Consider the following 26,227-nt stretch of genomic DNA (forward strand, 5'->3'; position numbering starts at 1 on the left):
ATCAGCGTGCGCGTGTCGGCGTGCTGAGGGTCCGCTCTCCGATCTGGAGTACCTGTAGCTGCATCTGTTGCGCGATGAGGCCCGGGTCGATGACGGACTCGGTCACCACCGCGAGCCGGGAACCGTCACCGGCGCCGCGCACGAACAGGAAACCGCCGTCGAATTCGACCATCACCTGCTTCGGGTCACCGCCGGAACCGAACTCGTCACCGACGCCTCGACCGAGCGAGGTCAACCCGGCGCATGCGGCGGCGAGCTTGTCCGCGAGGTCGGTGGCGGTCTGCTCGGTCTTGACCTTCAGCAGACCGTCGGACGTGAGGACAATCGCGTGGCGCACACCACGCACGCTTCTGATCTGTTCCAGCATCCAACTGTTGTCACCGGCGGGGGCAACCATTACTCCTCCGAAATGTCACGAGAGGCGGACGGCGGGTTCTGGGTGGCGGCGCTCCGATTCGAGGTGTCCGAACTGAGGAACGCGCTCATCCACTGCCCGGCTTGTTCCGCCGCCTGTTGAGGATCGGCGGGAACCGCGGGAATGTCCATGGTGATTTCACTGCTGTTCTCGACGACGACGGCCTCGCCGCGCCGAGACTTCCGGCGAGGCAGCACGGGAAGGTCTGCCTGCGGGGCGGAGGGGGCGACGGGAGCCTCCTTCGGCTCCTCCCGCTGCTCGGTGGCGACGGGAGTGGGATCGGGCAGGGGCAACTGTTGCGACTGCGGCGCGGTCTGTGTCGGAGCTGCCCCCTTCACCACGGGCTTGAGGTTGTCGGCCGTGTAGTGTTGCCGGGTGAGCGCGAGCTGACCGCTCATCGCGGCATGTCCCGGCGGCAACGGCTCGGTCAGCTCGGAGGGCACCATCACGATGGCGCGCACACCGCCGTAGACGGATTCGCCGAGGTCGACCCGGAAGCCGTACCGACGTGCGTACGTACCCACCGACGGCAGACCGGTCTGCGGCACCTCCCCGAGCGTGAACAGGTCGTGCACCTCCTCGCCCGAGGCGATCCGCCTCGCCTGTTCGAGCCGGCGGTCGTCCATGCCGACACCGCAGTCGTCGATCTCGATCACGGCACCGCGCTGGACATGCCGCAGCGTCACCAGCACGTTCGTGGTGGGCGGCGACGACTGTGCGGCGTTGGCCAACAGCTCGGAGACGATGTGGATGAGGGGCTCGACCACACGGGCCGTGACGGCGATCGCCGGGTCGCCCGACGCCTCCACACGCTGGTAGGCGGTGATGCGCCCGGCTGCTCCACGCACGACGTCGGACAGGGCCAGCGCCTCGTTCCACTGCTGCCCCGGCCGTTCCCCGCACAGGGCGGCGAGCGACTGGGCGTACCGCGCCTGCTGCGCGGCGGCGTGGTCGACCCGCATGCTGGTCTCCAGCACGTCCGGGTCGTTCGGGTGCCGACTGACCATGCGCCCGGCTTCCTCCTGCATCCGGTGTGCGGAGGTCTGGACCTTACGGGCGAGCGACACCACCGCCGAGTGGACCGCACTGCGCTGTGCTTCGTAGGCGTTCCGCGCGTTGTCGACCATCGACTTCATGCGCTCGTACTGCTCGGCCGCCTCCGGCCTCGGAGGCTCCTCGGGCAGTGCCGTGGGCGTCAGTCCCTGCGAGTACGCGTCCATGTACTGCAGGAACAACTCCTGCACCTCGCGTTGGGCGGCGAACTCGTCGGCCAACGCCTGGCGACACGCGGCCATGCTGTTGGCCGTACGCACCGTCACGGAGGCGAAGACGCCGAGCACCACGAGCGCCACCGCTCCCGGAACGAGCCACCACGGCTGCCCACCGACAGCCAGCATGATCGATGCGACGATCACGTATCCGGCAATGAGGGCGATACACGCCCAGCCGAGAGGACTCGGGCCACGCCGCGTCGTCGATGAGTTATCCATGAACATCCAGAGATCGGTCGGCCTGCCAGAACATGTCAGCACACCGTGGCACGGGCGCGCTGGAAAACCGCGGAACCCAGTGCACCTCCATACGAAAGCCCTGAGATGAACGGCGGCACGAACGGCCTGCCTCACTGCGCCGCTCAGAGTAGTCGATCTCCGTGGCCGTCGTACAGACCTCGATTCGATCATGTCTGCGAACTGCCCCTACGACATGTCCGAACTGTCGAGAATGGACGTCCACGTTAGTGAGAAAAAGGGGAACCATGGAAATTCGACTCTCCGATCCTTGGCCGACGACGGCGACCGAGGCGGTGGCGATGCAGCAGCGACTCCGGCACCGCATTCGCGCTGTCGACGACGTCACCACTCCACTACGCACCGTGGCCGGCGTGGACGTTGCGTACGCCGCCGACTCGAACCGGCTCGCCGCCGCGGTCGTGGTGCTCGACCACGACACCCTGGAGGTCGTGGAGACGTCCACCGTGGTGACCACCGCGATGTTTCCCTACGAGCCGGGCCTTTTCGCCTTCCGCGAGCTTCCGGCGCTGGTCACGGCGCTACAGCAGCTTCGGACCACGCCCGATCTGATCGTGTGCGACGGTCACGGACTCGCCCACCCGCGCCGTTTCGGACTCGCCTGCCACCTCGGTCTGCTCGCCGACGTCCCGACGTTCGGAGTCGCGAAGAACGTCCACGTCGGGGAGTTCGTCCCCCCGGCGTCCCGACGCGGAGCGTGGTCGCCCCTGCTGCTCGACGACGAGGTCGTCGGCGCGGTGGTCCGCACCCGCGATGGCGTCAAGCCGGTGTTCGTCTCAATCGGACACCGACTGAGCCTCGACACGGCACGTGATCACACGCTCACTTTGTGCACTCGATACCGGCTTCCCGAAACGACCCGTCACGCCGACCAGCTCTGCCGCGAAGTACTGGCGGGGCGGGTCAACCCCACCGTTGCAGAGTGAACGTGGCGAGGAATCCCAGGCTCGTGATCAGTCCGGTGAGGATGTGCGTGCGCTGGAAGGCCTCGGGGATCATCGTGTCGGCCACCATGGTGAGGATGGCGCCCGCCGCGACCGCCGTGATCACCGCGACCGTGGCCGCCGACGTGTCGACCAACAGGAGACTGCCGAGCGCCGCGGACACGGCGCACGCGAGCGCGATGCCGGCCCACACGCCGAAGACGTACGCGGCGCTTCGACCGGCTCGCTTCATGCCCACCGCGCTCGACAGTCCCTCGGGGATGTTCGAGACGACCACGGCGGCGAGCACGGCGAGCCCCACCGTTCCGCCTTCCACGACGGACAGTCCGAGGACGACCGACTCGGGCACGCCGTCGAGCAGCGAGCCGAAGGCGATGGCCAGGCCACTGCCCGCCGACTCCTCCTCGGAAGGCTGGTATCCGGTCGACCGCTTGCGATGTCGCGCGCCACGACGGGCGAGGACCGCGTTCACGCCGACGTAGGCGACCGCTCCGAGCAGGAAGCCGAGCACGGTGGGAACCAGACCGCCGCTGTGCTCGGCCTCGTCCACGAGGTCGAACGCAAGTGCCGACACCAGCACGCCCGCGCCGAAGGCCATCACCCCGGCGACGACGGCGGGCGGCACCCGCAGCCACCACCCGGCCGAGGCTCCGAGCAGCAACGCCGCCCCGGCGACCAACCCCCACAGGCCCGCCTGCCACCACACGGCCACCTCCTCGCGTCACCTCGGGGTTGGTGTACCCGCGATTCGTGTCCGCAGTCTGCGCACGCGTGTCCGCACCCCAGGACGCCGACATGCGTGCACACGACGCCGACATGCGTGCGCAGGACGTCGGCACGCGCGCGCAGGACGCCGGCACGCGCGCGAACGGTTGAGAAGCACCCACTCGGGTAGCCGGGTTCCAGACTGCGAGCGCATCGACGCGAGGAGGGCCCATGACCGACACGGTCGGCGACCACCTGCTCCAGCGGCTGCGGGACTGGGGTGTCCACCAGGTGTTCGGCTACCCCGGCGACGGCATCAACGGCATCGTCGCCGCGTTCGGCAAGGCCGACAACCAGCCACGGTTCGTGCAGTCACGACACGAGGAGATGTCGGCACTGCAGGCCGTCGGCTACGCGAAGTTCAGCGGTGAGGTGGGAGTCTGCCTCGCCACCTCGGGTCCCGGCGCGATCCACCTGCTCAACGGGCTCTACGACGCGAAACTCGACCACGTGCCCGTCGTCGCGATCGTGGGTCAGACCGCACGCAGCGCCATGGGCGGCAGCTACCAGCAGGAGATCGACCTCCAGTCGCTGTTGAAGGACGTCGCCTCGGAGTACCTGGTGGAGGTCAACGTCGCCCAGCAGCTTCCCAACGCGCTCGACCGCGCGTTCCGCACCGCGCTGGCCCGCAAGGCACCGACCGCGCTGATCATCCCGGCCGACCTGCAGGAACAGGACTACACTCCGCCCGAGCACGCGTTCAAGCAAGTGCCCTCCAGCCCGCCGAGCACGCCGAGGGCGGTCGTCCTCCCTCCCGAGGACGAACTCGCTCACGCCGCCGAGGTGCTGAACGACGGTCGCCGGGTCGCGATCCTCGCCGGTCAGGGAGCGCGCAACGCCGCGGAGGAGCTGATCCGGGTCGCCGACACGCTCGGCGCCGGAGTGGCGAAGGCGCTGCTGGGCAAGGACGTGCTCCCTGACGACCTTCCGTTCGTGACCGGCTCGATCGGCCTGCTCGGCACCAAACCGAGCTACGAGTTGATGCGCGACTGCGACACGCTGCTGATCGTCGGCTCGAATCTGCCGTACTCGCAGTTCCTGCCGGAGTTCGGCCAGGCGCGCGCCGTGCAGATCGACATCGACGGCGGCCGGATCGGCATGCGATACCCGACCGAGGTGAACCTCGTCGGCGAGTCGAAGGCGACGTTGCGCGCCCTGCTGCCGTTGCTCGCCCGCAAGACCGACCGGTCGTGGCGGGAGACGATCGAAGGCAGCGTGTCCGACTGGTGGAACACCCTGCGCGACCAGGCCCTGCTCGACGCCGAACCCGTCAACCCCATGCGCGTCGTCCACGAGTTGTCACACCGCGCCCCCGACGACACGGTCGTCACGGCCGACTCGGGGTCGTCGACCAACTGGTACGCCCGCAACCTGCGGATGCGGGGGCGGATGCGCGGGTCGTTGTCCGGAACGCTCGCGACGATGGGCGCGGGCGTGCCGTACGCGATCGGCGCCAAGTTCGCGTACCCGGATCGGCCGGTGGTGGCGCTGGTGGGCGACGGTGCCATGCAGATGAACGGCATGGCCGAGCTCGTCACGATCGCCCGGTACCGCCGACTGTGGCAGGACCCGAGGCTCGTCGTGTGCGTCTTCAACAACCACGACCTGAACCAGGTGACGTGGGAGCTGCGTGCGATGGGTGGTGCGCCGAAGTTCGAGGAGTCGCAGAGCCTGCCCGAGGTGCCGTACGCGGAGTTCGCCAAGCTCGTCGGCCTGGAGGGCATCACCGTCGACGAGCCGGGTGACCTCGGTGAGGCGTGGGACGTGGCGCTCGCGGCCGACCGGCCGGTGGTCCTCGACGTCCACTGCGACCCCGAGTTGCCGCCCATTCCGCCGCACGCGACGTTCGACCAGGTCAAGTCGGTGACGGAGGCACTGCTCAAGGGCGACCCCAACGCCTGGCACCTGCTCGTGCAGGGCGCGAAGACCAAGGCGCAGGAGGTGCTGTCGGGCTCCCGGTGAGCCGCCGTGACTCACCCCACGTGATCGCGCGGATCGGTACGGTGACACACGTCATCGAGGACACCGTCGCGGCAGTCACGTGGGGGACGGATGTTGGAGTGCCTGGGGCTCGACGACCGTGTCGAGCGGGCCTATCGCCTGTTGCTCGAACGACCGGAGAGCGCGGCGGCGCTCGTGGCGGAGCGGCTCTGTCTGACGTCCGAGGACGCGGCCGCGACGCTGGCGAGGCTGCACGCGCTCGGACTCGTCGAGCCACTACCCGACGACCGGGTACGTCCGGTGCATCCGGCCATCGCCCTGCCCCCGCTGCTCGCCCGCGCACGCCGTGAATTGCGTGCCGAGGAACAGCGCCTCGAACTGGCGGCCGCCGCGGCGGAGGAACTCGCCGCGCAGGTCGTGCAGGGCGCCCCGACCGACTCCCCCGAGATCCAGGTCAACCGGGGATCTGCGGCGGCACTGCGGTGCCTCGAACACATCACCGTCACCGCCACGCAACGGCTCGACGCGCTCGCCGCGGCCGGCCCGGCACCGGGCATCACCGACCCGACCGACTACACACCGATCATTCGGTTCGCGATCCGCCTCGCCGAGCGGGGGGTGGCTCTTCGCGTGGTCATGCTCGACAGCATCAACTACCTCGCTCCGCTCGTCGAGGGAGCACGTCGCATGCGCGCCGCCGGTGTGGAGATCCGGACGGCACCGGCGTTGCCGGTCTGGACCCTCGTCGTCGACGACGAGTACGTGGTGTCCGCGCTCGACCCCGACGACCACACGCAGGGGAGCCTGCTCGTGCGGACACCTGGCGCGGTGGCCGCGGCGTCGGAGTTGTTCGAACGCTATTGGCTCGCGGCGGCCCCGCTCGACGGTGAGGAACCCGACCGCGGTGGCGCACCGCTGACCCGGGCGCAGAAGCAACTGCTGGTGATGGTGGCCAACGGCAGCAAGGACGAGACCGTGGCACGCCGGTTCAGCGTCTCCACCCGCACGGTACGCCGCATGATCGCCGAACTCTACGAGCTGGCCGACGTGTCGAACCGCATCCAACTCGTCTTCCGGGCCGCCCAACTCGGCTGGCTCGACGGTTCCGAGCTCGATCGCCGCTGATCTGTCCTGAGGCGGTCATGGCCGCTCGCGGACGGACCCACCCGCCTCGCCTCGGCGTCCGAATGCACGACGGACGCGAACGGCGAAGGAGGAACCGGTCATGGTTCGGGCGGAAGTGGACAGCGAAGCGTTGCGTGTCGCAGCACGCAACGCCTCCACGGCGGGTGAATCGCTCGCCGGCAGCGGAGCGAGCGCGGTTCTCGACTCGGCGGCGACCCTCGCGGGGACTCGCTCGGGCCCGGCGCTGGCCTCGGCCGCGGCCTCGTGGAAGTCGCGGGTGCAGGCGTTGGCCGACGAGTTGTGCTCGTTCGGGGACCGACTGGCCTCGGCGGCGGACCGGTACGAGGCCACCGACAACGAGGCCGCCCAAGGGCTCCGCCGCATCCTCGGCCTGCTGGAGCGGGTGGGGGTGTCGGCGTGATGAACACCGAACAGCTTCGATCGAGCGACTTCGGCACCGTCGATGCCGACGCCGCCGCTTGGAGGGCGTTGGCCGACGCACTCAACGAGTCGGCCTCCTCGGTGAGCTCCCGCGTGCTGGCGACCATCGACGGCGGGGCATGGCAGGGAGCCGCGGCGGATCGCGCGGGCGAGGCGATCACCGCCGGTCGCGAGCGCCTGACCACATCGGCCGACGAAGCCGAACGCATTGCCGGCGCGCTCGCCAAGGCCGCGAACGAGTGGCGGGGAGCCCAGGGACAACTGCGGAGAGCCTGCGACCAGGCACCCGCGTTGGGCCTGCGCATCGACCCGGACGGCACCGCACGACCACTTCCGGGGCAGCGACCGGAACCGAACGACATGGCGGAACTGACCGCGCTCGCCACGGAAGCGCTCGCGGCAGCCAGGAACATCGACGCCGAACTGGCCTCGGTTCTGAGCGAGTGCGCGGGCCTTGCCGCCGCCCTCGACACCGGCGCGGCCACGGTGTCCATCCCCACGGGCAAGACCCCGGCCGAGATCGCGGCCTGGTGGAAGGCACTGAGCCCGGCGCAGCGGCGAGAACTGATCGCAGCACATCCCGAGGTGATCGGCAGTCTCGACGGAATCCCGGCTCGCGACCGCCACGAAGCGAACCTCGCCGTGCTCGACAAGCAGATCACGGAGGTGAACGAGACTCAGGCCGAGCGGCTCCGCGAGATCCGTGACCGGATCGAAGCCTCGCGAACGGATGCCGACAACGCCGACGATCTGTACCTGTTGAAGCTCGACACCTCCGGCGACGGCAAGATCATCGTCTCGATCGGCGACCCCGACACGGCCGACGACGTGTCCGTCTACGTGCCGGGCACGACGGCCTCGCTCTGGGGTGGTCTGGACGTCGACCTGGATCGAGCCCAGACGATGTTCGACGCCGCGAACAAGAAGGGCGGCAGCGTGGCGTCGGTGCTGTGGCTCGACTACGACGCCCCCGACAGCGTGCTTCTGCATGCCCACGACCCCAGCTACGCCGACAAGGGCGGTCCCACGCTGCGGTCGTTCGTGGACAGCCTCAAGACGACCCACGAGGGCGGGGGCCTGCACACGACCCTGGTGGCGCACTCCTACGCCTCGCTCGTCGTGAGCGAAGCAGCGCAGCAGTCACCTGGCATGGAGGCCGACATCGTCACCGTCGGCGGCGCCGGATTCGGTCTCGACGACGTCTCGGGTGTCGACGTCGAGAAGGCCCTGAACCTCAAGGGCGACGTCTACTCCGCCACGGGCGGGTCCGACCTCATCCGCGCCGCCCACGGGCTGGAAGTGCACGGTGACGGCCCCTCCGAGCTGAGCGGAACGGAGAAGCTCGGCGTCTCGGTCTTCACGGGCCACACGGGGTACTGGGACGACAGCACGTTCCTCGACGACGTCACGAACGTGATCACGGGCGACAAGGACGCCGTGTCGGGCCCCTCGGCGCTCCAGCAGTTCGTCGACGACGTCCTGGAGGTGGAGTCGGAGAAGGACGAGGCACTCGGCGACGTGGGCGAGAACATCCTCACCGTGGGCACGACCGTGCTCGACGTCCTGGGCGACGGCGTCGACACCGCCAAGGGCTTCCTGAAGAAGGTGTTCTGATCAACGACGAGGGCCACCACTGCACGTCGGCAGGGTGGCCCTCGGTCGTCGTCACCGGATCACGGTGTCCGACGGGAGCGATCAGCGCTCGGACAGCGGCTTGTAGTCCCGCTCCTTCTCGCCGGTGTAGATCTGGCGCGGGCGGCCGATCTTGGTGGCCGGGTCGCTCATCATCTCGCGCCAGTGCGCGATCCAGCCTGGCAGGCGCCCCAGGGCGAACAGCACCGTGAAGAACTGCGTCGGGAAGCCCATGGCCCGGTAGATGAGGCCGGTGTAGAAGTCGACGTTCGGGTAGAGCTTGCGCTCGATGAAGTAGTCGTCGGAGAGCGCGCGCTCCTCCAACCGCTTCGCGATGTCGAGCAGCTCGTCGCCACCGTCGATCTTGGAGAGGATCTCGTCCGCGGTCTGCTTGATGATCTTCGCGCGCGGGTCGTAGTTCTTGTAGACCCGGTGCCCGAAGCCCATCAGGCGGACACCCTTCTCCTTGTTCTTCACGCGGTTGACGAACGTGTCGACGTCGCCACCGTCGGCCTTGATGCCCTCCAGCATCTCCAGCACCGCGCTGTTCGCACCGCCGTGCAGCGGGCCGAACAGGGCCATGATGCCCGCCGAGATGCTCGCGAAGAGGTTGGCCTCGGACGAGCCCACGAGGCGGACGGTCGACGTGGAGCAGTTCTGCTCGTGGTCGGCGTGCAGGATGAACAGCAGGTCGAGTGCCTTGGCCATCGCCGGGTCGATCTCGTACGGCTCGGCGGGCAGCCCGAACGTCATCCGCAGGAAGTTCTCGACCAGACCCAGCGAGTTGTCCGGGTACAGGAACGGCTGGCCGATCGACTTCTTGTAGGCGTAGGCCGCGATCGTGGGCACCTTCGCCAGCAGTCGGATGGTGGACAGCTCGACGTTGTCGATGTTCGACGGGTCGAGCGAGTCCTGGTAGAAGGTCGACAGCGCCGACACCGCGCTGGAGAGCACCGGCATCGGGTGCGCGTCGCGCGGGAAGCCGTCGAAGAACCGCTTCAGGTCCTCGTGCAGCAGCGTGTGCCTGCTGATCTTGGAGGTGAACTGCTCCAGCTGCTCCTTCGTGGGCAGCTCACCGTAGATGAGCAGGTAGGAGACCTCGATGAACGTCGAGTGCTGCGCGAGCTGTTCGATGGGGTAGCCGCGGTAGCGCAGCACACCCTGATCACCGTCGATGTAGGTGATCGCCGAAGACGTGGCTCCGGTGTTGACGAAGCCGGGGTCGTACGTGATGTACCCGGTCTGTGCGAGCAGCTTCCCGAGCTCGATCCCGGGCGCGCCTTCCACGGCGCGAACGACGTTCAACTCGTGCTCGCCAGTCGGCAGGCGGAGTTGTACCTTCTCGCCCCCGGTCTGCGCCGCAGTCGCGTCGGACATGCACATGCCTCTCACGGTCACACGGGCCGGCTGTGACCGCAGATCGTGCGGTTCACATACTTCGCACACCGCCCCGCTGGGGTATGAATGCCCTCTAACGCTAGTCCAGATGAGGGCGGTTACGCAGCCGTGGCGTTACCCACAGCTAACCGAGTGCGACCAGCTTCACACGCATTGCTGCAACTCGTCCTCGGTCGGGGGTTCGGCCCCGCTGCGGGAGACTGTGACCGCCGCGGCCCTCGTCGCGTACGTGAGCAACTCGTCCGCCTCGCCCCTGGTCAGCGCAGACAGGTCGGTGACCTGGTGTCGGACCAGCCACGCGAGCATCGCACCCTGAACGGTGTCGCCCGCGCCGATGGTGTCGACCACGTCGACCGGACGGCCCGCAACCGTGACGTCCAGCCCCGAAGACGTGAGAAGAACCACGCCGTCGCCGCCTTTGGTCAAGACCACTGCTTGGGGGCCGGCGTCCAACCAGGAGCGCGCGGCGGCGAGGACGTCGTCGAGATCCGTCGCGCGGGCGAGCCACTCGGCGTCGTCGAGGGAGACCTTCAGCAGCCTCACCGACGGCAGCCAGGACGCGAACCGCGCCCGGTAGGCGTCGGGGTCGGCGATCATGTCGGCGCGGATGTTCGGGTCCAGCGCGGTCAGCACGCCCCGTTCGTGCTCGCGGCGCAGCATCGTCTCGTACACGGTGGCGCCCGGGTCGAGCACCATTCCCAGCGTGCCGACCGACAACGCGGCGGTGCCGTCGGGCAACGGGCCGGGATCGGTGACGAACCGGTCGGCCGTGCCCTCGGTGTAGAAGCTGTAGCGGGCACTGGCGTCGTCGTCGAGCGTCACCACGGCGAGCGTGGTGGGCTCTGGCCCGCGCTGCACCAACGACGTGTCCACACCGGACTCGCCGAGCCTGCGCACGAGCGCGTCGCCGAAGGCGTCGGTCGAGACGCGCGACAGGAACGCCGTGGGCACACCGAGCCTCGCCGCGGTCAGGGCCACGTTGTAGGGGCCGCCACCGAGGCGGGGAGCCAACAGCCCTCCCGGGGCAGGGACGAGGTCGACGAGCGCTTCACCACCGGACACGATCACGGTCGCCGATGCTAACGCCTCGACCCCCGACGTGGCGGGGTCGAAGGACGTGGTCAGTCCGACAGTCCGACGCGCAGGCCGTTGAGCAGCAAGTCCGCGAGCGCCTCGAACGCCTCGGCGTCCGTGGTGCGCGCCCGCAGGCCCACCACGCCCGACTGGATCGACTCGACGAGGATGCCCGCCATCTCGGCGATCGCGTCGGCGTGCGTGTCCCGGAAGACGCCCTGCTCGACGCCGTCGGCGATGAACTGCCGGATTCGCCGCGCCGCGGCCTCGGAGTTCAGCGCGTACACGGCCCTGGCGGGTTCGAACCGCTCGACGTCGGCCATGAACGCGGGCGAGGCGCGGTCGAGCTCGGCCGACACGCCCGCCAGGTACGTGCGGACCGCCGTGGCGGCGTCGTCGACGTCCGCGACCTGAGCCTCGATCCGCTCGGCCGCTCCCTTGAAGAAGTGCGCGACCACCTTGACGGCGAGCTGCTCCTTGCTGGGCGCGAGCGCGTACAGCGTGGTCTTGGAACAGCGCAGTTCGGCGGCCAGGTCGTCGAGGGTGAAGGACATGAAGCCCTCGGCGAGGAACAACTCCTCCAGCTCGGCCAGCAACACCCGTTGCCGTCGAGTGCGAGGCCCGGTCGAACGCATGGTCGTCATCGTACGTGGTAGTACTGTAAGCCAGACGTCAGTACTATCCTCAGTACACTTTCGGAGGCGATGATGCCCACGACGCCGACCGCGGTGCAACGCCTGCTCCCCGACACCGAGTCCGAGGACCTGTTGGCCCTCGCCCGGGAGATCGCCCGTGACGAGCTGGCACCCCTGGCGGCCGAGTACGAGGAGAAGGAGACCTTCCCGCGCGAGCAGTTCCGCGTCCTCGGCCGCGCCGGACTGCTCGGCCTCCCCTACCCGGAACGCTGGGGCGGCGGCGCCGTGCCCTACGAGGTGTACCTGCAGGTACTGGAGGAGATCGCCCGCGCATGGATGTCGGTGGGCGTCGGGCTGTCGGTGCACACGATGTCGTGCTACGCGCTCGCGGAGTACGGCACCGACGAACAGCGACAGCGGTGGCTGCCCGAGATGCTGGAGGGCGAGCTGCTCGGCGCGTACGCGCTGTCGGAGCCGCACGCCGGGTCGGACGCCGCCGCACTGTCCACGCGAGCTCGGCGCGAGGGCGACGTCTACGTCGTCAACGGCGTGAAGGCGTGGACGACCCACGGCGGGCAGGCCGACTACTACACGACGATGGTGCGCACGTCCGACGACGGCGGCAAGGGCATCAGCTGCCTGCTCGTGGACGCCGACACGCCGGGGCTGTCCGCCGCGCCTCCCGAGCGGAAGATGGGTCTCACCGGCTCCACCACCGCGCAGATGCTCTTCGACGACGCGCGCGTGGACGCCGACCGGCTCATCGGCGCCGAGGGACAGGGGCTGAAGATCGCGTTGTCGTCGCTGGCCTCCGGCCGCCTCGGCATCGCGGCCTGTTCCGTCGGGCTCGCGCAGGCCGCGCTGGACGAGGCCGTCGCCTACGCCAAGCAGCGCACCCAGTTCGGCCGATCGATCATCGACTTCCAGGGGCTGGAGTTCCTGCTCGCCGACATGGCCGCGGCGGTGGACTCCGCGCGGGCGACGTACCTCGACGCCGCCCGACGTCGCGACCGGGGCCTGCCGTTCACCCGACAGTCGTCGGTGGCGAAGCTCGTCGCCACCGACGCCGCCATGAAGGTGACCACCGACGCGGTGCAGGTGTTCGGCGGTGCCGGCTACACCCGGGACTTCCCGGTGGAGCGTTACCTGCGGGAGGCGAAGGTGCCCCAGATCTTCGAGGGCACGAACCAGATCCAGCGCATGGTCATCGCGCGGGAACTGCGCAAGTCCTGAAACCGCGCGGGAACTCCCACCGCGTCGGTCCTCCTCACCGCCCCGGGGGAGCGGTGAGGAGCGACCGCGTCACTCGCGATAACGCCGGTCGACGACCACGCCCTCACCGGCCGCCTCGTCGAAGTGGTAGACCTCGCGGCCCCGGACGAACACCCGCAGGGCGCGGTTCATGACGTCGAGCGGGTCGCCCGACCAGATCACCACGTCGGCGTCCAGTCCCGGCTTGAGCGCGCCCACCTTGTCGTCCAGGCCGAGGATGCGGGCGGGGTTCACCGTCAACGCACGCAGGGCCGTCTCCGGGTCCAGCCCGTCCTTGACCGCGAGCGCGGCCTGGTAGACGAGGAAGTTGATCGGGACGACCGGGTGGTCGGTGGTGATCGCGATCTCGACACCGGCCCGCGCGAGGATGCCCGCCGAGCGCAGGGTGCGGTTGCGCAGCTCCACCTTGCTGCGGCTGGTGAACAGCGGGCCGAGGATTACCGGCACGTCTCGTTCGGCGAGGAAGTCGGCGATGAGGTGTCCCTCGGTGCCGTGGTTGACCACGAGCTTGTAGCCGAACTCCTCGGCGAGGCGCACGGCCGTGACGATGTCGTCGGCCCGGTGCGTGTGCTGGTCCCAGTAGAGCTCGCCGTCCAGGACGCGTGCCAGCGTCTCCAACGTGAGGTCGGTGTCGAACGGCTTGCCCTCGGCGCGGGCGGCGTCGCGCTGGGCGGCGTAGTTGCGGGCCTTGGTGAACGCCTCGCGCAGGGTGGCCGCGACACCGAGCCGGGTCGACGGAGTCTTGTCCTTCTCGCCGTAGACACGCTTCGGGTTCTCACCGAGGGCGCTCTTCACGCTGACGTGCTCGGCGAAGACCATGTCGAGCACCGTGCGGCCCCACGTTTTCACCCCGACCGTCTGGCCACCGATGGGGTTGCCGGAGCCGGGCTTGATCACCACGCTGGTGACGCCGCCCGCGAGCGCGTCGTCGAAGCCGACCTCGTACGGGTCGATGCCGTCCAACGCCCGGAACCGGGCACCGTTCGGGTCGGTCATCTCGTTGGTGTCGTTGCCCGACCAGCCCTCGCCCTCCTCGTGGACGCCGAGGTGGGCGTGTGCGTCGATGAAGCCGGGGAGCACCCACGAGCCGGACGCGTCGACGAGTTCGGCGCCGTCGGGCACGTCGACCTCGGCCTGCGTGCCCACGGCGACGATCTTGTCGTCCTCCACCAAGACGGTCCCGCCGTCGATCGGTTGCCCGTCGACGGGGACCACATATCCGCCAATGATCGCAGTCGTCATAGTTCGTTACGCTAACGAATGTCGACGAGGATGCCCCACGACGCTCCCCAGGACGCGCCGGGTTCCAACTCGATGAGGTCGGTCTTCGAGTTCAACGCGTCGGCTGGACACGTCATCGGTTCGATCGCGATCGCCCTTCCCCGACCCGGGTAGTCGGACGGCGTGAACACCTGGACCCAGCCGAAGTCCGGGTCGGCCCACAGATCGACGGTCGCCTCGTGGTGCGACAGCAGGTGGTGGTAGCGACCGTCGTCGTACGCCGCGAGCCCGCCGAACGCGGTGTCGAGGTCCAGTCCACCGACGATGCGGCCCTCGCGCAGGTCGTAGTCGGTGCCGTCGACGTCGATCTCGTCACCGAAGGGCAGTTGCTCGTCCGCGACGTAGGGGCGCACGCGCGACGAGGCGAGCGTGAGCGTCAGCTCGTCGGTGGGCACGTCACCGATGCGCAGGTACGGGTGGGTCCCCACGCCGAAGCCGATCGGCTTGTCGCCCTCGTTGCGCACCTGGTGCGTCACGGTGATGCCGCGCGGGGCGAGGTCGTAGGTGATCTCCGTGTGCAACGGCACGGGCCAGCCCTGCTCCGCGCCGACCTCGACGGCGAGACGGATGAACCACTCGCCGTGCTCCAGCAGCTCCCACTCCTTGTCCCGCACGAGGCCGTGGATCGCGTTGCCGCGCGCCTCCTCGGTGACGGCGAGTTCCTGCACCTCACCGTCGAACTCCCAGCGGGCGCCCTTCGTGCGGTTGGGCCACGGCAGGAGCACCTGTCCGGCCGCCTTCGGGGGCTCCACCTCGGGCGCGAACGTCTCCAGGTACGGCACCTTGTTGATCTCGAACGCCCGCAGGCCCGCGCCGATCTCGGTCACCACGGCACGGGCGTTGCCCCTGGTCAGTTCGAACTGTTCCCCCGTCGGATTCGCCATGCCGCAGACGATACCGAGCGTGCGAGAGGTGCGACCACGAGTGCGAGAAGTGCGGACACGCGTGCGCCGAGCCATGACACGCCGGAGAGGACGGCGTGTCCTCGGGTCTCGCACGGGTGTTCGCAGTTCGGGGACGGCTCTAGCTCGGCTTGGCCTCCGTGGGGGCGCGGTAACGCCAGAACGCGGGCAGCAGCACCACCGCCACCACCACGCCGAGCACCACGAGGACACCGCCGCCCGCCGTCGCCGCCGTGGTGCCCATCGCCGCGGCGGCCCAGCCGTGTGTCATGTCGGCCAGGCGCGGCCCGCCCGCCACGACCACGGTGAACGCCCCCTGCATCCGGCCTCGCATCTCGTCGGTGGTGGCCTGTTGGAGGATCGCCTGCCGGAAGATCGCGCTCACCATGTCGGCCACTCCCCCGAGCGCGAGGAAGAAGACGGCCAGCCACAACGACTGCGAGAATCCGAACCCGACCATCGCGACACCCCACACGCCGATGGACACGGCCACGGCCACACCGTGTCGGCCGATGCGGTGCGCCCACCCGGACATCAGCCCGAGCAGCAACGCACCCAACGGAATCCCGGCGTACAGCCACCCGAGCGCGGTTCCCCCTCCGGGCGGGTCACCGAACGTGCGCTCGGCCATCTCGGGGAACAACGCCCTCGGCATCCCCGCCACCATCGCCACGACGTCCACCACGAACGACGCGAGCAGCACCTTCTGGGTCGCGAGGTAGCGGAAGCCCTGGAGGACGTCCCGCAGTCCCGCCGCGCGGATCTTGCCGGACAGTGGCGGCAGGGACGGGAGTGTCCACACCGCCCACACCACGGCCACGAGCGCCAGCGTGTCCACGAGGTACAGCGTCGACAGGCCCACCACGGGCAGCAGCGCCCCGGCCAGCATCGGCCCGAACACCGCACCGAAGGTGGCCATCGTGCCCGTCAGTGCGGCGGCGGAGGGCAACAGGTGTTCGGGCACCACGCGGGCGACCACCGCCTGCCGCGTCGGCATGTTGATCGCGAAGAACGCCTGGTTGACGCTGAGGAGGACGAGCACGACCCACACCGAGTCGAGCCCCACCAGCGCCTGCGCCCACAGCAGCAGGGCCGCCACCGCGATCCCGACGTTGGACACGAGCAGCAACACCCGACGATCCACGGTGTCGGCGATCGCCCCGCCCCACAGGCCGAACACCAGCAGCGGGACGAGCCCGAACAGACCGGTGAGGCCGACGTAGGCGGACGAGCCCGTGATGTCGTAGATCTGCTTGGGCACGGCGACGGCGGTGAGCTGACTGCCGATCGCCGTGACGATCGAGCTCAACCACAGTCGCCGGAACGCGGGGATGCGCAGCGGTCGCCGGTCGGCGACGACGTTGCCCAGTGCGCCCACCATCCTGCGCAACCGGCCTCTCGGCGGCGGTGTGGACGAGGGTCCGGCGGAGTCCGTGGAGGTCTGCTCGGTCACGTGGCGGGAGCTTAGCCGAGCTAACGACCTGCCCCGGTCGGATTATGGCGCGCGCCTCGCGACTCAGGGAGCGACGCGGCGGACCTCCCAGCCGTCCTCACCGCGGACGAAGCGCAGTCGGTCGTGCATCCGGTCCTGCCTGCCCTGCCAGAACTCGACGATCTCCGGACGGATCCGCCAGCCACCCCAGTGGGGCGGCACCGGGATCTCCTCGACGTCACGGAAGCGGCGCTCGATGGCGCTCAACGCAGTGTCGAGGTCCCGACGCCCGGACACGATCGCCGACTGCGGGGACGCCCACGCACCGAGCTGGGAACCCCGCGGCCGGGAGGCCCAGTACTTCGCGGTCTCGGCGGGGTCGACCTTCTCCACCTCGCCCCGCACGTGCACCTGACGCTGCAGCGGGTACCAGGGGAAGGTCGCGGACGCGTACCGCGTCACCGTGAGGTCGTGACTCTTGGCGGAGGTGTAGTTGGTGTAGAAGACGATGCCGCGCTCGTCGAGCCCCTTGCACAGCACGGTGCGGGACGACGGGAAACCGTGGGCGTCGGCGGTGGCGAGCACCATGGCGTTCGGCTCGGGGAGGCCGTGGGCGATCGCCTCGTCGAGCCAGGACTGGAGTTGTTCGTGCCAGGTCGAGGCGAGGTCCGCCTCGTCCAACGCGCCCCCGTTGTAGGCGACCCGCATGGCGGGCAGCCGTACGGCGACGTCAGCGACGTCGACGTTCGCGGCGCTCTCCACGCTGCCGTCCACGCCGTTTCCGGTTTCGGTCATGGCAACCTCCCGCGCACCTGATCTCCCCGCTTGTGGCCGACGGTAAAGGGTCTCACGGAAGCGCGAAAGTACGCGGATGGTGACGGGTCCCACTTCGGCAGGACGAACGCTTTCTGAATCGTTCTCGGAATCGTGACCGATACCACCGCGCTTTTGATTGCTACCGGTCAGTAATAGGAGCAGAGTCACTTTCAGACGCGCGACGAGGCGCGTGTTCGTGCCTCCCGCGCTCGACGACGACCCACGGCGATTCGCACGAAAGGTCTACTGCCATGACACCCACCACGAACGGGCAGCCCACAGCGAGCGCGGCGCAGGACCCGGACGACGGTTTCCGTCCCGGTTTGGAAGGCGTGGTCGCTTTCCGCACCGAGATCGCCGAACCCGACCGCGACGGAGGCGCCCTGCGTTATCGCGGTGTCGACATCGAGGAACTGGCGGGCACGGTCGGCTTCGGTGACGTCTGGGGTTTGCTGGTCGACGGGCATTTCGAGAACGGACTTCCGGCGGACGAACCGTTCCCCATTCCCGTGCGCAGTGGGGACGTGCGGGCCGACGTCCAGTCGGCACTGCCCGCGCTCGCGCCGCTGTGGGGGCTGGGACCGCTTCTCGACATCACCGAGGCCGACGCTCGCGAACAACTCGGTCGCGTGTCCGCCATCGCGTTGTCCTTCATCGCCCAGTCCGCACGGGGCAACGCCGTACCCGCGGTACCGGAGTCCCGGGTCGACGAGGCGTCGGGCACCACCGAACGGTTCCTCGTCCGCTGGCGTGGTGAGCCCGACCCCGCGCACGTGAAGGCCCTCGACGCCTACTGGGTCTCGGCGGCCGAGCACGGACTCAACGCCTCGACCTTCACCGCCAGGGTCATCGCCTCGACCGGCGCCGACGTGGCCGCCGCGATCTCCGGCGCCATCGGCGCCATGTCCGGCCCGCTGCACGGCGGCGCTCCCGCCCGCGTCCTGCCGATGATCGAGCAGGTGGAGCGCACCGGCGACGCACGGGCCGTGGTCAAGGGCATCCTCGACCGCGGAGAGCGCCTGATGGGCTTCGGACACCGCGTGTACCGCGCCGAGGACCCGCGAGCGAGGGTGCTGCGGCGCACGTGCCGCGAGCTGGGCGCCAAGCGCTACGAGGTGGCCGCCGAGCTGGAGCAGGCCGCGCTGGCCGAGCTGCGCGAGCGGCGTCCCGACCGCGCGATCGAGACCAACGTGGAGTTCTGGGCCGCAGTGATCCTCGACTTCGCCGAGGTGCCGCCCGCCATGATGCCGGCCATGTTCACGGCAGCACGGACCGCGGGTTGGGCCGCCCACGTGCTGGAGCAGAAGCGGACGGGACGACTCGTGCGCCCGTCGGCCTCCTACGTGGGCCCCGGCCCCAGGACCCCGCAGGAGGTCCAGGGCTGGGACCGGCTCGCGACGAACGGCTGACGCATCACCGGCGGCGCAGGGCCGCGCGCACGAGCCCCGGAGCCCACCGGGTTGCCAGGCGCGCGGCCTTCGCCTCCACGGTGGGAGCCACGACTGGCAGGTTCCGCTCCACCGCCCGCAGGACGTCCTTCGCCACCAGCTCGGGCCGCGCCCGGCGGGCGGTGTAGAACCGCTGCGCCCGCTGCCGCCTGCGACGCTGTTCGGCCTCGTCGGTCCCGGCGAAGCGGGTGGAGCAGACGATGTCGGTGTCCACGAACCCCGGGCACACGGCGCTGACCCCGACGTCCGACGCCGCGAGCTCGGCCCGCAACGACTCCGACAGCATCAGCACGGCCGACTTCACCGTCGCGTACGCGGGCAGCAGCGGATTGGGCAGGAAGGCCGCCATCGACGCGAGGTTCACCAGGTGCCCGCCCTCTCCTCGCTCCACCATGTGCGGGGCGAACAGCCGACACCCGTGGAGCACGCCCCAGAAGTTGACGTCCAGCAGCCGACGCCACTCCTCCTCGGTCGTCTCCAGCACGGGCCCCGCCAGGCCGATGCCCGCGTTGTTCACGACGACGTCGGGCACCCCGCGGTCGCGCACCACCTCGTCGACGAAGGCGCTCATCGCCGCGCCGTCGGACACGTCGACGTGGTACGTCACGGCGCTCACCCCGGCATCGCGCACCGACCCGGCCGTCTCGGCGAGCGCCTCGTCGTCGACGTCGACGAGGACGAGATCGGCACCCTCCCGCGCGAACGCGGACGCCGTGGCCCGCCCGATGCCCTTGGCCGCACCGGTGACGACGACGAGCCGACCGTCGAAGCGGCCCACCCTCAGCGTCCCGCGTCGCGCGCGCTTGAGGGCCTGGGTCTCCGGACCGCCCTGCACGTACGTGGCGAACTCCGCGGCGGCCGAGGCGATCCGGGCGGCGTCGGCCCGCACGACCCAGTGGCTGCCCGGGATGCGCCGCACGCGCAGGTTCGGCACCCAGTCCTCCAGTTCGGTCTGCAGCCGGACGCCGACGAACGGGTCGGCCCGTGGCGCGAGCACCTGCACGGGCACGTCGACCGGCCGGGGCCTGCCACGGCGGCCTCGCATGTTCTCCCGGTAGAGGTTCAGCCCGAACACGGCGTCGGCCCTGGACGGCGTGGCCTCCGCGGGTTCACGCCTGCGCACCAGGGCTGTCGCGAGCCCGGTGCGCCAGGCGAGTTCGGGCAGCACGGGAGTGCGGAAGAACGCGATGTAGCTCGACCGCCAGAGCTGCGACAGCACCGCCGCGACGCCACCGTCACGACGCCAGCCGGTACGCAACCAGCGGAACGCGTGCCGCAACGACGGCCCGGAGATCGACGTGAAGGACGCCGCCCGGCCGTCGAGCCACGGCCCTTCGAGCGCGTGCCAGACCTGGATGGACCCCCAGTCGTGCCCGAGCAGATGCACCGGACGATCCGGCGACACGGCGTCGACGACGGCCCGCAGGTCCTCGGCGAGCCGGTCCAGACCGTACGCCTGCCGCCCACGAGGTCGATCGGAGGAACCCGCGCCCCGCACGTCGTAGGTGACCACCCGCCACCCGTCCGGCCACGCCGCCACGACGTCGTCCCAGAGCGCCGCGTTGTCGGGGTAGCCGTGCACGCACACCACAGTCGGCGCCCGCTCCGGACCACGCACCCGCACCGACAACCGAACACCGTCGCTGGTCGTCACCGTCGTTCGCATCGACTCATGCTAGGGCGAACCTTCGCCACTCGAACTATTGACGACCGGCACACCCGCTGTAACACTGTGTGATCCCGATAACAGAGCGGAAGTTGTATTCCGCTCTACGGAAACCTGAACCACCAACGAAGGCGGGGCGGGCGACACGATGGGCATCGACAACCTGGCCGTACTGAGTCTGATCGCGTTGGCACCCATCGCGGTCGTCGGTTTCCTTCTCGTGGGCCTGCGCTGGCCCGCCAAGTACGCGATGCCGATCGGCTTCGCGGTCGTCGTGGGCATCGCCGCGTTCGTGTGGGGCGTCGAGCCGGTGGTCATCGCGGCGTCCAGCATCGAGGGGCTCATCCTCGCGGTCGGCCTGCTCTACATCGTCTTCGGCGCGTTGCTGCTGCTCGGCACGCTCTCCGGCAGCGGTGCGCTCGCCACGATCCGGGCCACGTTCACCGACATCAGTGCCGACCGACGCGTCCAGGCCGTGATCATCGGGTGGTTGTTCGGCAGCTTCATCGAGGGCGCGTCGGGCTTCGGCACCCCGGCCGCCGTCGTCGCGCCGCTGCTGCTGGCCCTCGGCTTCCCCGCCATGGCGGCGGTGATGGTCGGCCTGGTCATCCAGAGCACGCCCGTGACGTTCGGCGCCGTCGGCACCCCGGTCCTCGTGGGCGTCACCGACGGCCTCAGCGGCAGCGCGGCCGTGGCGGAACGTGCGTCGCTGCTCGGCCTGCCCCTGCCCGACTACGTCGCCGGCATCGCACTCGACGCCGCCGTCGTGCACGCGATCATCGGCACGCTCGTCCCGCTGTTCCTGGCGTGTCTGCTGACCGGCTTCTTCGGCACCGACGACCGGCCCCGCATCGCGCGCTTCGCCGACGGCCTCGGCGTGTGGAAGTTCGCGCTGTTCTCGGCGCTGGCGATGACCGTGCCGTACGTGACGGTCGCGGCCGTGCTCGGCCCGGAGTTCCCGTCCCTGCTCGGCGGGCTCGTCGGGCTGGGCATCGTGGTCACCGCCGCGCGCCGAGGACTCTTCCTTCCCCGTCGGCAGTGGGACTTCGGACCGCGTGAAACCTGGCAGGCCGGGTGGACCGGCACCGTCGCACCCGACACCGACGTCGCCGGTCGCCGCATGCATCCCTTGCGGGCATGGGCGCCGTACCTGCTCGTGGCGGCGCTGCTGGTGCTCACCCGCACCCTCACCCCGCTGACCGACTTCCTCACCGGACTGTCGCTGGACTTCGACTCCATCCTCGGCACCGAGATCGACGAGAGCCTCGATCCGTTCTACCTGCCCGGTTTCATCTTCGTCCTGGCCAGCGTCTCGGCCTACGCCCTGCACCGCATGAACCGCGCGCAGATCGCCGCCTCGTGGCGAGTGGCGGGCAAACAGCTCGCCGGAACGGCGGTGGCGCTGCTCTTCGCGCTCCCGCTCGTGCGCGTCTTCATCAACTCCGGGGAGAACACCTCCGGCTACGAGAGCATGCCGTTGACGCTGGCCGACGGCGCCGCCTCGGCCGTCGGGGACTCCTGGCCGGTGCTGGCCCCGTGGATCGGCGCGCTCGGCGCCTTCGTCGCAGGCAGCAACACGGTGAGCAATCTGATGTTCTCGCTGTTCCAGTTCTCCACGGCCGAACAGATCGGCGTCGCACCCGAGACCGTCGTCGCGGGTCAGGCCGTCGGAGGGGCGGCAGGCAACATGATCACGGTGCACAACGTCGTGGCGGCGTCGGCGACCGTGGGCCTGCTCGGGCGTGAGGGCGAGACCATCCGCAAGACGATCATCCCGATGGTCTACTACTGCCTCTTCGCGGGAGCGTTGACGTTCGTGTTCACCAACGGGCTCGGGCTCAATCTCGGCACCGTGCTGCTCGTCGCGCTCCTGGCTGCCGTCGGCCTGGTGATCCACCGATTGCAGCGCAGCCGAACGGCACCGGACGGGCGACACGCGGCAGAATAGCCGCCATGCTGCTGCCCACCACCGAATTCGCCCTGCTCCGCCGTGTGGCCACCGAACAGGTGTCCGGTCGCGCGCCGTCCCTCGTGGCCGGCGTGATTCGACACGGTGAGCTCGTCTGGTCGGCCGCGCGCGGCAAGGTCGACGACTCCGCGCCCGACAACCTGACGCAGTACCGGATCGGCTCGATCACCAAGTCGATCGTCGCGGCCGTCGTCATGCGACTCCGGGACGAGGGCAGGCTTGCGCTCAACGATCCGCTGGAGAAGCACGTGCCGGGCACGAGCTTCGGCTCGGTCACGATCGCGCAGCTTCTCTCCCACAGCAGCGGTCTCACCTCGGAGTCGCCGGGCGCGTGGTGGGAACGCACGCCGGGCGGCGACTGGGCCCAACTCAACGCGAGCCTCGGCCCCGACGAGCTGAAGCACCGCGCCGGACGTCGATTCCACTACTCCAACGTCGGCTACGGCGTGCTCGGTGAGCTGGTCGCCCGCCTGCGCGGCGAGAGCTGGTTGGACGCGGTCCGCGACGAGGTCCTCCGCCCGCTCGGGATGTCGCACACCACGGGCAGGCCGAGCGGCAGGCACGCCACCGGGTACGCCGTGCACCCGTTCGCCGACGTCCTGCTGCCCGAACCCGAGCACGACGCGGGCGCCATGGCCCCCGCGGGACAACTCTGGTCGTGCGTCGAGGACCTGGCGCGCTGGACGGCCTTCGTGGGTGGCGACACGGGCGAGGTCCTCCACCCCGACACGGTCGCGGAGATGCGCGAGGCCGCCGTGATCGACGACAGCGGGCCGTGGACCTCCGGGTACGGGCTCGGCTTCCAGGTCGTTCAGGTCAACGGCAAGCGCCTCGCCGGGCACAGCGGGTCGATGCCGGGCTTCCTCGCCTCCACGATGATCGACCCGGCCACCGGCACGGGTGCGGTCGCGTTCGCCAACACCACCGCGGGCATCGGCATCCTCTCGCTGGTCGCCGACCTCGTGTCGATGGCCGACGACTACGAACCCGTGCTGCCCGCCGAGTGGGAACCCGCGGCCATCGACACCGCGCTGCTCGACCTCACGGGCCTGTGGCACTGGGGTCCGACGCCGTACCACCTGCGGGTGCTGCCCAACGGCTGGCTCGACCTCAATCCCGCGACGGGCGGAGGCCGCGGGTCACGGTTCCGCCCGCTCGGCGACGACCGCTGGCTCGGCCTCGACGGCTACTACGCAGGCGAGACGCTCACCGTGGCCCGCGACGCCGAGGGCAGGCCGCACCACCTCGACCTGGCCACATTCCTCTTCACGCGCACGCCGTACGACCCGAGCGCACCCGTGCCGGGTGGAGTCGACGAACACGGCTGGCGACCGAGTGCCTCCGGGCCGTCCGAGGCGTGAGACGGCCCATTCACCGAATGGACGCCGCGTGGAAGACTGTGGGCATGACCGATGCCGTTGACCTGACCCTGCCCGCGGACCTCAAGCCCTCCGACGGCCGGTTCGGGTGCGGGCCCTCCAAGGTTCGCCCCGAACAGTTGGCCAACCTCGCCGAGGAGGGAGCGAAGGTCCTCGGGACGTCCCATCGCCAGAAGCCGGTGAAGTCCCTGGTGGGCCGGGTCCGGTCCGGGCTCACCGAGCTGTTCGGCCTGCCCGACGGCTACGAGGTCGTGCTCGGCAACGGCGGCACCACGGCGTTCTGGGACGCGGCGGCCTTCGGACTCGTCCGTGAGCGGGCGCAGCACTTCACCTACGGCGAGTTCTCGTCGAAGTTCGCCAAGGTCACCGACAAGGCGCCGTTCCTCGGCGACTCGATCATCGTGAGCGGCGAGCCCGGCAGCGCGCCCCGCATCGCCTACGAGGCCGGGGCAGACCTGGTGGCCTGGGCGCACAACGAGACCTCCACCGGTGTGGCGGTCCCCGTGGTGCGACCCGAGGGCAGCGACGGTGCGCTCGTGGCGATCGACGCGACCTCCGGCGCGGGCGGACTGCCCGTGAACGCGGCCGACTTCGACGTCTACTACTTCGCGCCGCAGAAGTCCTTCGCCTCCGACGGCGGGCTGTGGGTCGCCCTGATGTCGCCTGCCGCGATCGAGCGGGTGAACGAGATCGGCGCGAGCGACCGGTGGGTGCCCGACTTCCTCTCGCTGCCCACGGCTCTCGACAACTCGCGCAAGGACCAGACGTACAACACCCCGGCCGTGGCCACGCTGTTCCTGCTCGCCGACCAGATCGAGTGGATGCTCGGCAACGGCGGCCTGGAGTGGACCACCGCGCGGACGCGGGAGTCGTCGAACCGCCTGTACGAGTGGGCGGAGAAGACCTCCTACACCACGCCGTTCGTCAGCGATCCCGCACTGCGCTCGCAGGTGGTCGGCACCGTCGACTTCGACGACTCCGTCGACGCCGCCGCGGTGGCGAAGGTGCTGCGGTCGAACGGTGTCGTGGACGTGGAGCCGTACCGCAAGCTCGGCCGCAACCAGCTTCGGGTCGGCATGTTCCCGGCCATCGATCCCGACGACGTCACGGCGCTGACCCGCTGCGTCGACTGGGTCGTGGAGCGACTTTCGTCATGATCGGGTTCGACTGATCCGAAAACGGGTAAACGGGCGCGTCGTAACTGGCATTCTGTGGGTCGGGTCGAGCAGATCGACGCGAATGCACAGGGAGTTCGGCGCGCCTCACTCGTCAAGGCGACTCGCCGTTCTACCGTGGACCCCCACACAGGTGAAGTCTTTCGGAGGCGGGGACATGCGAACGCTACGAGTGGTCGGGTTGCACGAGGACGGCAAGTCCATCGTGTGCGAAGACCCGGAGCGGCGTGAGCGCTTCCTCCTGCCCGCGGACGAACGCCTGCGTGCGGCGGCCCGGGGCGACGCCGCCCGGCTCGGGCAGATCCAGAACGAGAACACGATGCGCCCGCGCGAGATCCAGGCTCGGATTCGCGCCGGCAGCTCGGTGGCCGAGGTCGCCGAAGCGGCGGGCATGTCGGTCGCCCGAGTGGAGCGGTTCGCCTACCCCGTGCTGGCGGAACGCGCTCGCACGGCGGAGCTGGCCCAGCGCGCGCACCCGGCGCGCGAGGACGGCCCTGACGTGCGCACCCTCGGCGAAATCGTCGCCCACTCCTTCGCGCGACGCGGGCACGACTACACGCAGGCGAACTGGGACGCATGGCGTTCCGACGACGGCAGGTGGATCGTCGGGCTCACGTGGACGGCGGGGTGCTCGGACAACCGGGCCCGGTGGGCCTTCTCGCCCGGCGCTCACGGCGGCACCGTGACGCCGTTGGACGAACTGGCCGAGACGCTGTTGGACCCGGACGCCTACCGGCCGCGGGCGGTGGGGCAGCCCGTCGAGTCCCGACGGACGGACGCCGCCGCCGACGGGGGCCGGGTGATCGCACCGATTCCGGGCGCGGTCGACGCGGACGACGCCTCCCCGGCGCGCCAGGTGGCGGGCGACTCGATCGTCCCCGAGCAGGGGGCGGTGCGGGGCAAGAAGACCCACCCGACCGTGCCCGCGTGGGAGGACGTCCTGCTCGGTGTGCGCAGCCAGCGCGGCTGACCGGACACCACCGGCACC

At 69.9% G+C, this 26,227-nt stretch carries 22 protein-coding genes; 11 read left to right on the forward strand and 11 right to left on the reverse strand.

Annotated features, from left to right (window positions below; all coding sequences use genetic code 11):
- Nucleotide 1: 1 nt before the first annotated feature.
- The gene (locus tag JAV51_RS01480; protein WP_197318752.1) at nucleotides 2–397 is read right to left on the reverse strand and encodes a roadblock/LC7 domain-containing protein; all 396 of its coding nucleotides are present in this window, start codon (nucleotides 395–397) and stop codon (nucleotides 2–4) included.
- On the reverse strand, nucleotides 397–1,905 hold the full coding sequence (locus JAV51_RS01485; RefSeq protein WP_197318753.1) for an ATP-binding protein: 1,509 nt from the start codon (nucleotides 1,903–1,905) through the stop codon (nucleotides 397–399). Before JAV51_RS01485 ends, JAV51_RS01480 begins: the two co-directional genes overlap by 1 nt.
- Nucleotides 1,906–2,171: 266 nt before the next feature.
- Between JAV51_RS01485 and nfi the strand changes: the two genes are divergently transcribed.
- Nucleotides 2,172–2,870 carry a deoxyribonuclease V gene (nfi, locus tag JAV51_RS01490; protein ID WP_197318754.1) on the forward strand — a complete coding sequence of 233 codons (699 nt, stop codon included), beginning with the start codon at nucleotides 2,172–2,174 and terminating at the stop codon, nucleotides 2,868–2,870.
- Here nfi and JAV51_RS01495 read toward each other — a convergent pair.
- Complete coding sequence (locus JAV51_RS01495) at nucleotides 2,848–3,600, reverse strand: ZIP family metal transporter (protein WP_197318755.1); 753 nt, start codon at nucleotides 3,598–3,600, stop codon at nucleotides 2,848–2,850. The two genes, nfi and JAV51_RS01495, sit on opposite strands and share 23 nt — an antisense overlap.
- A 224-nt stretch (nucleotides 3,601–3,824) precedes the next feature.
- Between JAV51_RS01495 and JAV51_RS01500 the strand changes: the two genes are divergently transcribed.
- The 4 genes from JAV51_RS01500 (at nucleotide 3,825) to JAV51_RS01515 (ending at nucleotide 8,774) form a co-directional block, all read left to right on the forward strand.
- The gene (locus JAV51_RS01500) at nucleotides 3,825–5,615 is read left to right on the forward strand and encodes a thiamine pyrophosphate-requiring protein (RefSeq protein ID WP_197318756.1); all 1,791 of its coding nucleotides are present in this window, start codon (nucleotides 3,825–3,827) and stop codon (nucleotides 5,613–5,615) included.
- Between the two features lie 90 nt (nucleotides 5,616–5,705).
- Nucleotides 5,706–6,719, forward strand: coding sequence for a LuxR C-terminal-related transcriptional regulator (locus JAV51_RS01505; RefSeq protein ID WP_197318757.1), 1,014 nt, complete (start codon nucleotides 5,706–5,708; stop codon nucleotides 6,717–6,719).
- Nucleotides 6,720–6,819: 100 nt separating this feature from the next.
- Nucleotides 6,820–7,140 (forward strand): type VII secretion target, encoded by a 321-nt coding sequence (locus JAV51_RS01510; protein WP_197318758.1) that lies wholly within the window; start codon nucleotides 6,820–6,822, stop codon nucleotides 7,138–7,140.
- Nucleotides 7,140–8,774, forward strand: a complete 1,635-nt coding sequence (locus JAV51_RS01515) for an alpha/beta hydrolase (RefSeq protein ID WP_197318918.1) — start codon at nucleotides 7,140–7,142, stop codon at nucleotides 8,772–8,774. The genes JAV51_RS01510 and JAV51_RS01515 overlap by 1 nt, the downstream gene beginning before the upstream one ends.
- Before the next feature lie 81 nt (nucleotides 8,775–8,855).
- Here JAV51_RS01515 and JAV51_RS01520 read toward each other — a convergent pair whose 3' ends face one another.
- The 3 genes from JAV51_RS01520 to JAV51_RS01530 form a co-directional block, all read right to left on the reverse strand.
- Nucleotides 8,856–10,169 (reverse strand): citrate synthase, encoded by a 1,314-nt coding sequence (locus JAV51_RS01520; protein WP_197318759.1) that lies wholly within the window; start codon nucleotides 10,167–10,169, stop codon nucleotides 8,856–8,858.
- Nucleotides 10,170–10,334: 165 nt separating this feature from the next.
- Complete coding sequence (locus tag JAV51_RS01525) at nucleotides 10,335–11,258, reverse strand: carbohydrate kinase (RefSeq protein WP_197318760.1); 924 nt, start codon at nucleotides 11,256–11,258, stop codon at nucleotides 10,335–10,337.
- 53 nt (nucleotides 11,259–11,311) lie between these two features.
- Complete coding sequence (locus JAV51_RS01530) at nucleotides 11,312–11,899, reverse strand: TetR/AcrR family transcriptional regulator (protein WP_197318761.1); 588 nt, start codon at nucleotides 11,897–11,899, stop codon at nucleotides 11,312–11,314.
- A gap of 72 nt (nucleotides 11,900–11,971) precedes the next feature.
- On the opposite strand from JAV51_RS01530, the gene JAV51_RS01535 reads away from it, so the two are divergent.
- Nucleotides 11,972–13,132, forward strand: coding sequence for an acyl-CoA dehydrogenase family protein (locus JAV51_RS01535; RefSeq protein WP_197318762.1), 1,161 nt, complete (start codon nucleotides 11,972–11,974; stop codon nucleotides 13,130–13,132).
- A 69-nt stretch (nucleotides 13,133–13,201) separates the two neighbouring features.
- On the opposite strand, the gene JAV51_RS01540 is transcribed toward JAV51_RS01535, so the two are convergent.
- The 4 genes from JAV51_RS01540 to pdxH form a co-directional block, all read right to left on the reverse strand.
- Nucleotides 13,202–14,413 (reverse strand): amidohydrolase, encoded by a 1,212-nt coding sequence (locus JAV51_RS01540; protein ID WP_197318763.1) that lies wholly within the window; start codon nucleotides 14,411–14,413, stop codon nucleotides 13,202–13,204.
- An 11-nt stretch (nucleotides 14,414–14,424) separates the two neighbouring features.
- Nucleotides 14,425–15,336, reverse strand: a complete 912-nt coding sequence (locus JAV51_RS01545; RefSeq protein WP_197318764.1) for an aldose 1-epimerase family protein — start codon at nucleotides 15,334–15,336, stop codon at nucleotides 14,425–14,427.
- A gap of 139 nt (nucleotides 15,337–15,475) precedes the next feature.
- Nucleotides 15,476–16,735 carry an MFS transporter gene (locus tag JAV51_RS01550; RefSeq protein WP_197318919.1) on the reverse strand — a complete coding sequence of 420 codons (1,260 nt, stop codon included), beginning with the start codon at nucleotides 16,733–16,735 and terminating at the stop codon, nucleotides 15,476–15,478.
- A 135-nt stretch (nucleotides 16,736–16,870) separates the two neighbouring features.
- A complete protein-coding gene (gene pdxH / locus JAV51_RS01555) occupies nucleotides 16,871–17,581 on the reverse strand; it encodes a pyridoxamine 5'-phosphate oxidase (protein WP_197318765.1) in 711 nt (236 codons plus the stop codon).
- Between the two features lie 272 nt (nucleotides 17,582–17,853).
- Between pdxH and JAV51_RS01560 the strand changes: the two genes are divergently transcribed.
- Nucleotides 17,854–19,011, forward strand: a complete 1,158-nt coding sequence (locus JAV51_RS01560; protein WP_197318766.1) for a citrate synthase 2 — start codon at nucleotides 17,854–17,856, stop codon at nucleotides 19,009–19,011.
- 4 nt (nucleotides 19,012–19,015) lie between these two features.
- Here the strand turns inward: JAV51_RS01560 and JAV51_RS01565 are convergent, their stop codons facing one another.
- Nucleotides 19,016–20,716 carry an SDR family oxidoreductase gene (locus JAV51_RS01565; protein WP_197318767.1) on the reverse strand — a complete coding sequence of 567 codons (1,701 nt, stop codon included), beginning with the start codon at nucleotides 20,714–20,716 and terminating at the stop codon, nucleotides 19,016–19,018.
- Nucleotides 20,717–20,864: 148 nt separating this feature from the next.
- Between JAV51_RS01565 and JAV51_RS01570 the strand changes: the two genes are divergently transcribed.
- The 4 genes from JAV51_RS01570 to sepH all read left to right on the forward strand — a co-directional run bounded on the left by JAV51_RS01570 (nucleotide 20,865) and on the right by sepH (nucleotide 26,209).
- A complete protein-coding gene (locus JAV51_RS01570; protein ID WP_197318768.1) occupies nucleotides 20,865–22,664 on the forward strand; it encodes an L-lactate permease in 1,800 nt (599 codons plus the stop codon).
- A gap of 5 nt (nucleotides 22,665–22,669) precedes the next feature.
- A complete protein-coding gene (locus JAV51_RS01575) occupies nucleotides 22,670–24,046 on the forward strand; it encodes a serine hydrolase (protein ID WP_197318769.1) in 1,377 nt (458 codons plus the stop codon).
- A gap of 44 nt (nucleotides 24,047–24,090) precedes the next feature.
- Nucleotides 24,091–25,221 (forward strand): phosphoserine transaminase, encoded by a 1,131-nt coding sequence (gene serC / locus JAV51_RS01580; RefSeq protein ID WP_197318770.1) that lies wholly within the window; start codon nucleotides 24,091–24,093, stop codon nucleotides 25,219–25,221.
- A gap of 175 nt (nucleotides 25,222–25,396) precedes the next feature.
- Nucleotides 25,397–26,209, forward strand: a complete 813-nt coding sequence (gene sepH / locus JAV51_RS01585; protein ID WP_197318771.1) for a septation protein SepH — start codon at nucleotides 25,397–25,399, stop codon at nucleotides 26,207–26,209.
- Nucleotides 26,210–26,227: the final 18 nt, after the last annotated feature.

Origin of the sequence: Saccharomonospora sp. NB11, from assembly GCF_015910535.1 — a bacterium.
In the GTDB taxonomy this organism is placed as follows: Bacteria; Actinomycetota; Actinomycetes; order Mycobacteriales; family Pseudonocardiaceae; genus Saccharomonospora.

What these genes read in the sequence shown, in the direction of transcription:
- JAV51_RS01535 (WP_197318762.1), top strand. Translation starts at nt 11,972, where the DNA reads ATGCCCACGACGCCGACCGCGGTGCAACGCCTGCTCCCCGACACCGAG.
- JAV51_RS01560 (WP_197318766.1), top strand. Translation starts at nt 17,854, where the DNA reads ATGACACCCACCACGAACGGGCAGCCCACAGCGAGCGCGGCGCAGGAC.
- serC (WP_197318770.1), top strand. Translation starts at nt 24,091, where the DNA reads ATGACCGATGCCGTTGACCTGACCCTGCCCGCGGACCTCAAGCCCTCC.
- JAV51_RS01540 (WP_197318763.1), bottom strand. Translation starts at nt 14,413, where the DNA reads ATGACGACTGCGATCATTGGCGGATATGTGGTCCCCGTCGACGGGCAA.
- JAV51_RS01480 (WP_197318752.1), bottom strand. Translation starts at nt 397, where the DNA reads ATGGTTGCCCCCGCCGGTGACAACAGTTGGATGCTGGAACAGATCAGA.
- JAV51_RS01530 (WP_197318761.1), bottom strand. Translation starts at nt 11,899, where the DNA reads ATGCGTTCGACCGGGCCTCGCACTCGACGGCAACGGGTGTTGCTGGCC.
- JAV51_RS01505 (WP_197318757.1), top strand. Translation starts at nt 5,706, where the DNA reads ATGTTGGAGTGCCTGGGGCTCGACGACCGTGTCGAGCGGGCCTATCGC.
- JAV51_RS01565 (WP_197318767.1), bottom strand. Translation starts at nt 20,716, where the DNA reads ATGCGAACGACGGTGACGACCAGCGACGGTGTTCGGTTGTCGGTGCGG.
- JAV51_RS01510 (WP_197318758.1), top strand. Translation starts at nt 6,820, where the DNA reads ATGGTTCGGGCGGAAGTGGACAGCGAAGCGTTGCGTGTCGCAGCACGC.
- JAV51_RS01545 (WP_197318764.1), bottom strand. Translation starts at nt 15,336, where the DNA reads ATGGCGAATCCGACGGGGGAACAGTTCGAACTGACCAGGGGCAACGCC.
- JAV51_RS01500 (WP_197318756.1), top strand. Translation starts at nt 3,825, where the DNA reads ATGACCGACACGGTCGGCGACCACCTGCTCCAGCGGCTGCGGGACTGG.
- JAV51_RS01520 (WP_197318759.1), bottom strand. Translation starts at nt 10,169, where the DNA reads ATGTCCGACGCGACTGCGGCGCAGACCGGGGGCGAGAAGGTACAACTC.
- JAV51_RS01485 (WP_197318753.1), bottom strand. Translation starts at nt 1,905, where the DNA reads ATGGATAACTCATCGACGACGCGGCGTGGCCCGAGTCCTCTCGGCTGG.
- sepH (WP_197318771.1), top strand. Translation starts at nt 25,397, where the DNA reads ATGCGAACGCTACGAGTGGTCGGGTTGCACGAGGACGGCAAGTCCATC.
- JAV51_RS01550 (WP_197318919.1), bottom strand. Translation starts at nt 16,735, where the DNA reads ATGGTGGGCGCACTGGGCAACGTCGTCGCCGACCGGCGACCGCTGCGC.
- nfi (WP_197318754.1), top strand. Translation starts at nt 2,172, where the DNA reads ATGGAAATTCGACTCTCCGATCCTTGGCCGACGACGGCGACCGAGGCG.
- JAV51_RS01515 (WP_197318918.1), top strand. Translation starts at nt 7,140, where the DNA reads ATGAACACCGAACAGCTTCGATCGAGCGACTTCGGCACCGTCGATGCC.
- JAV51_RS01570 (WP_197318768.1), top strand. Translation starts at nt 20,865, where the DNA reads ATGGGCATCGACAACCTGGCCGTACTGAGTCTGATCGCGTTGGCACCC.
- JAV51_RS01575 (WP_197318769.1), top strand. Translation starts at nt 22,670, where the DNA reads ATGCTGCTGCCCACCACCGAATTCGCCCTGCTCCGCCGTGTGGCCACC.
- pdxH (WP_197318765.1), bottom strand. Translation starts at nt 17,581, where the DNA reads ATGACCGAAACCGGAAACGGCGTGGACGGCAGCGTGGAGAGCGCCGCG.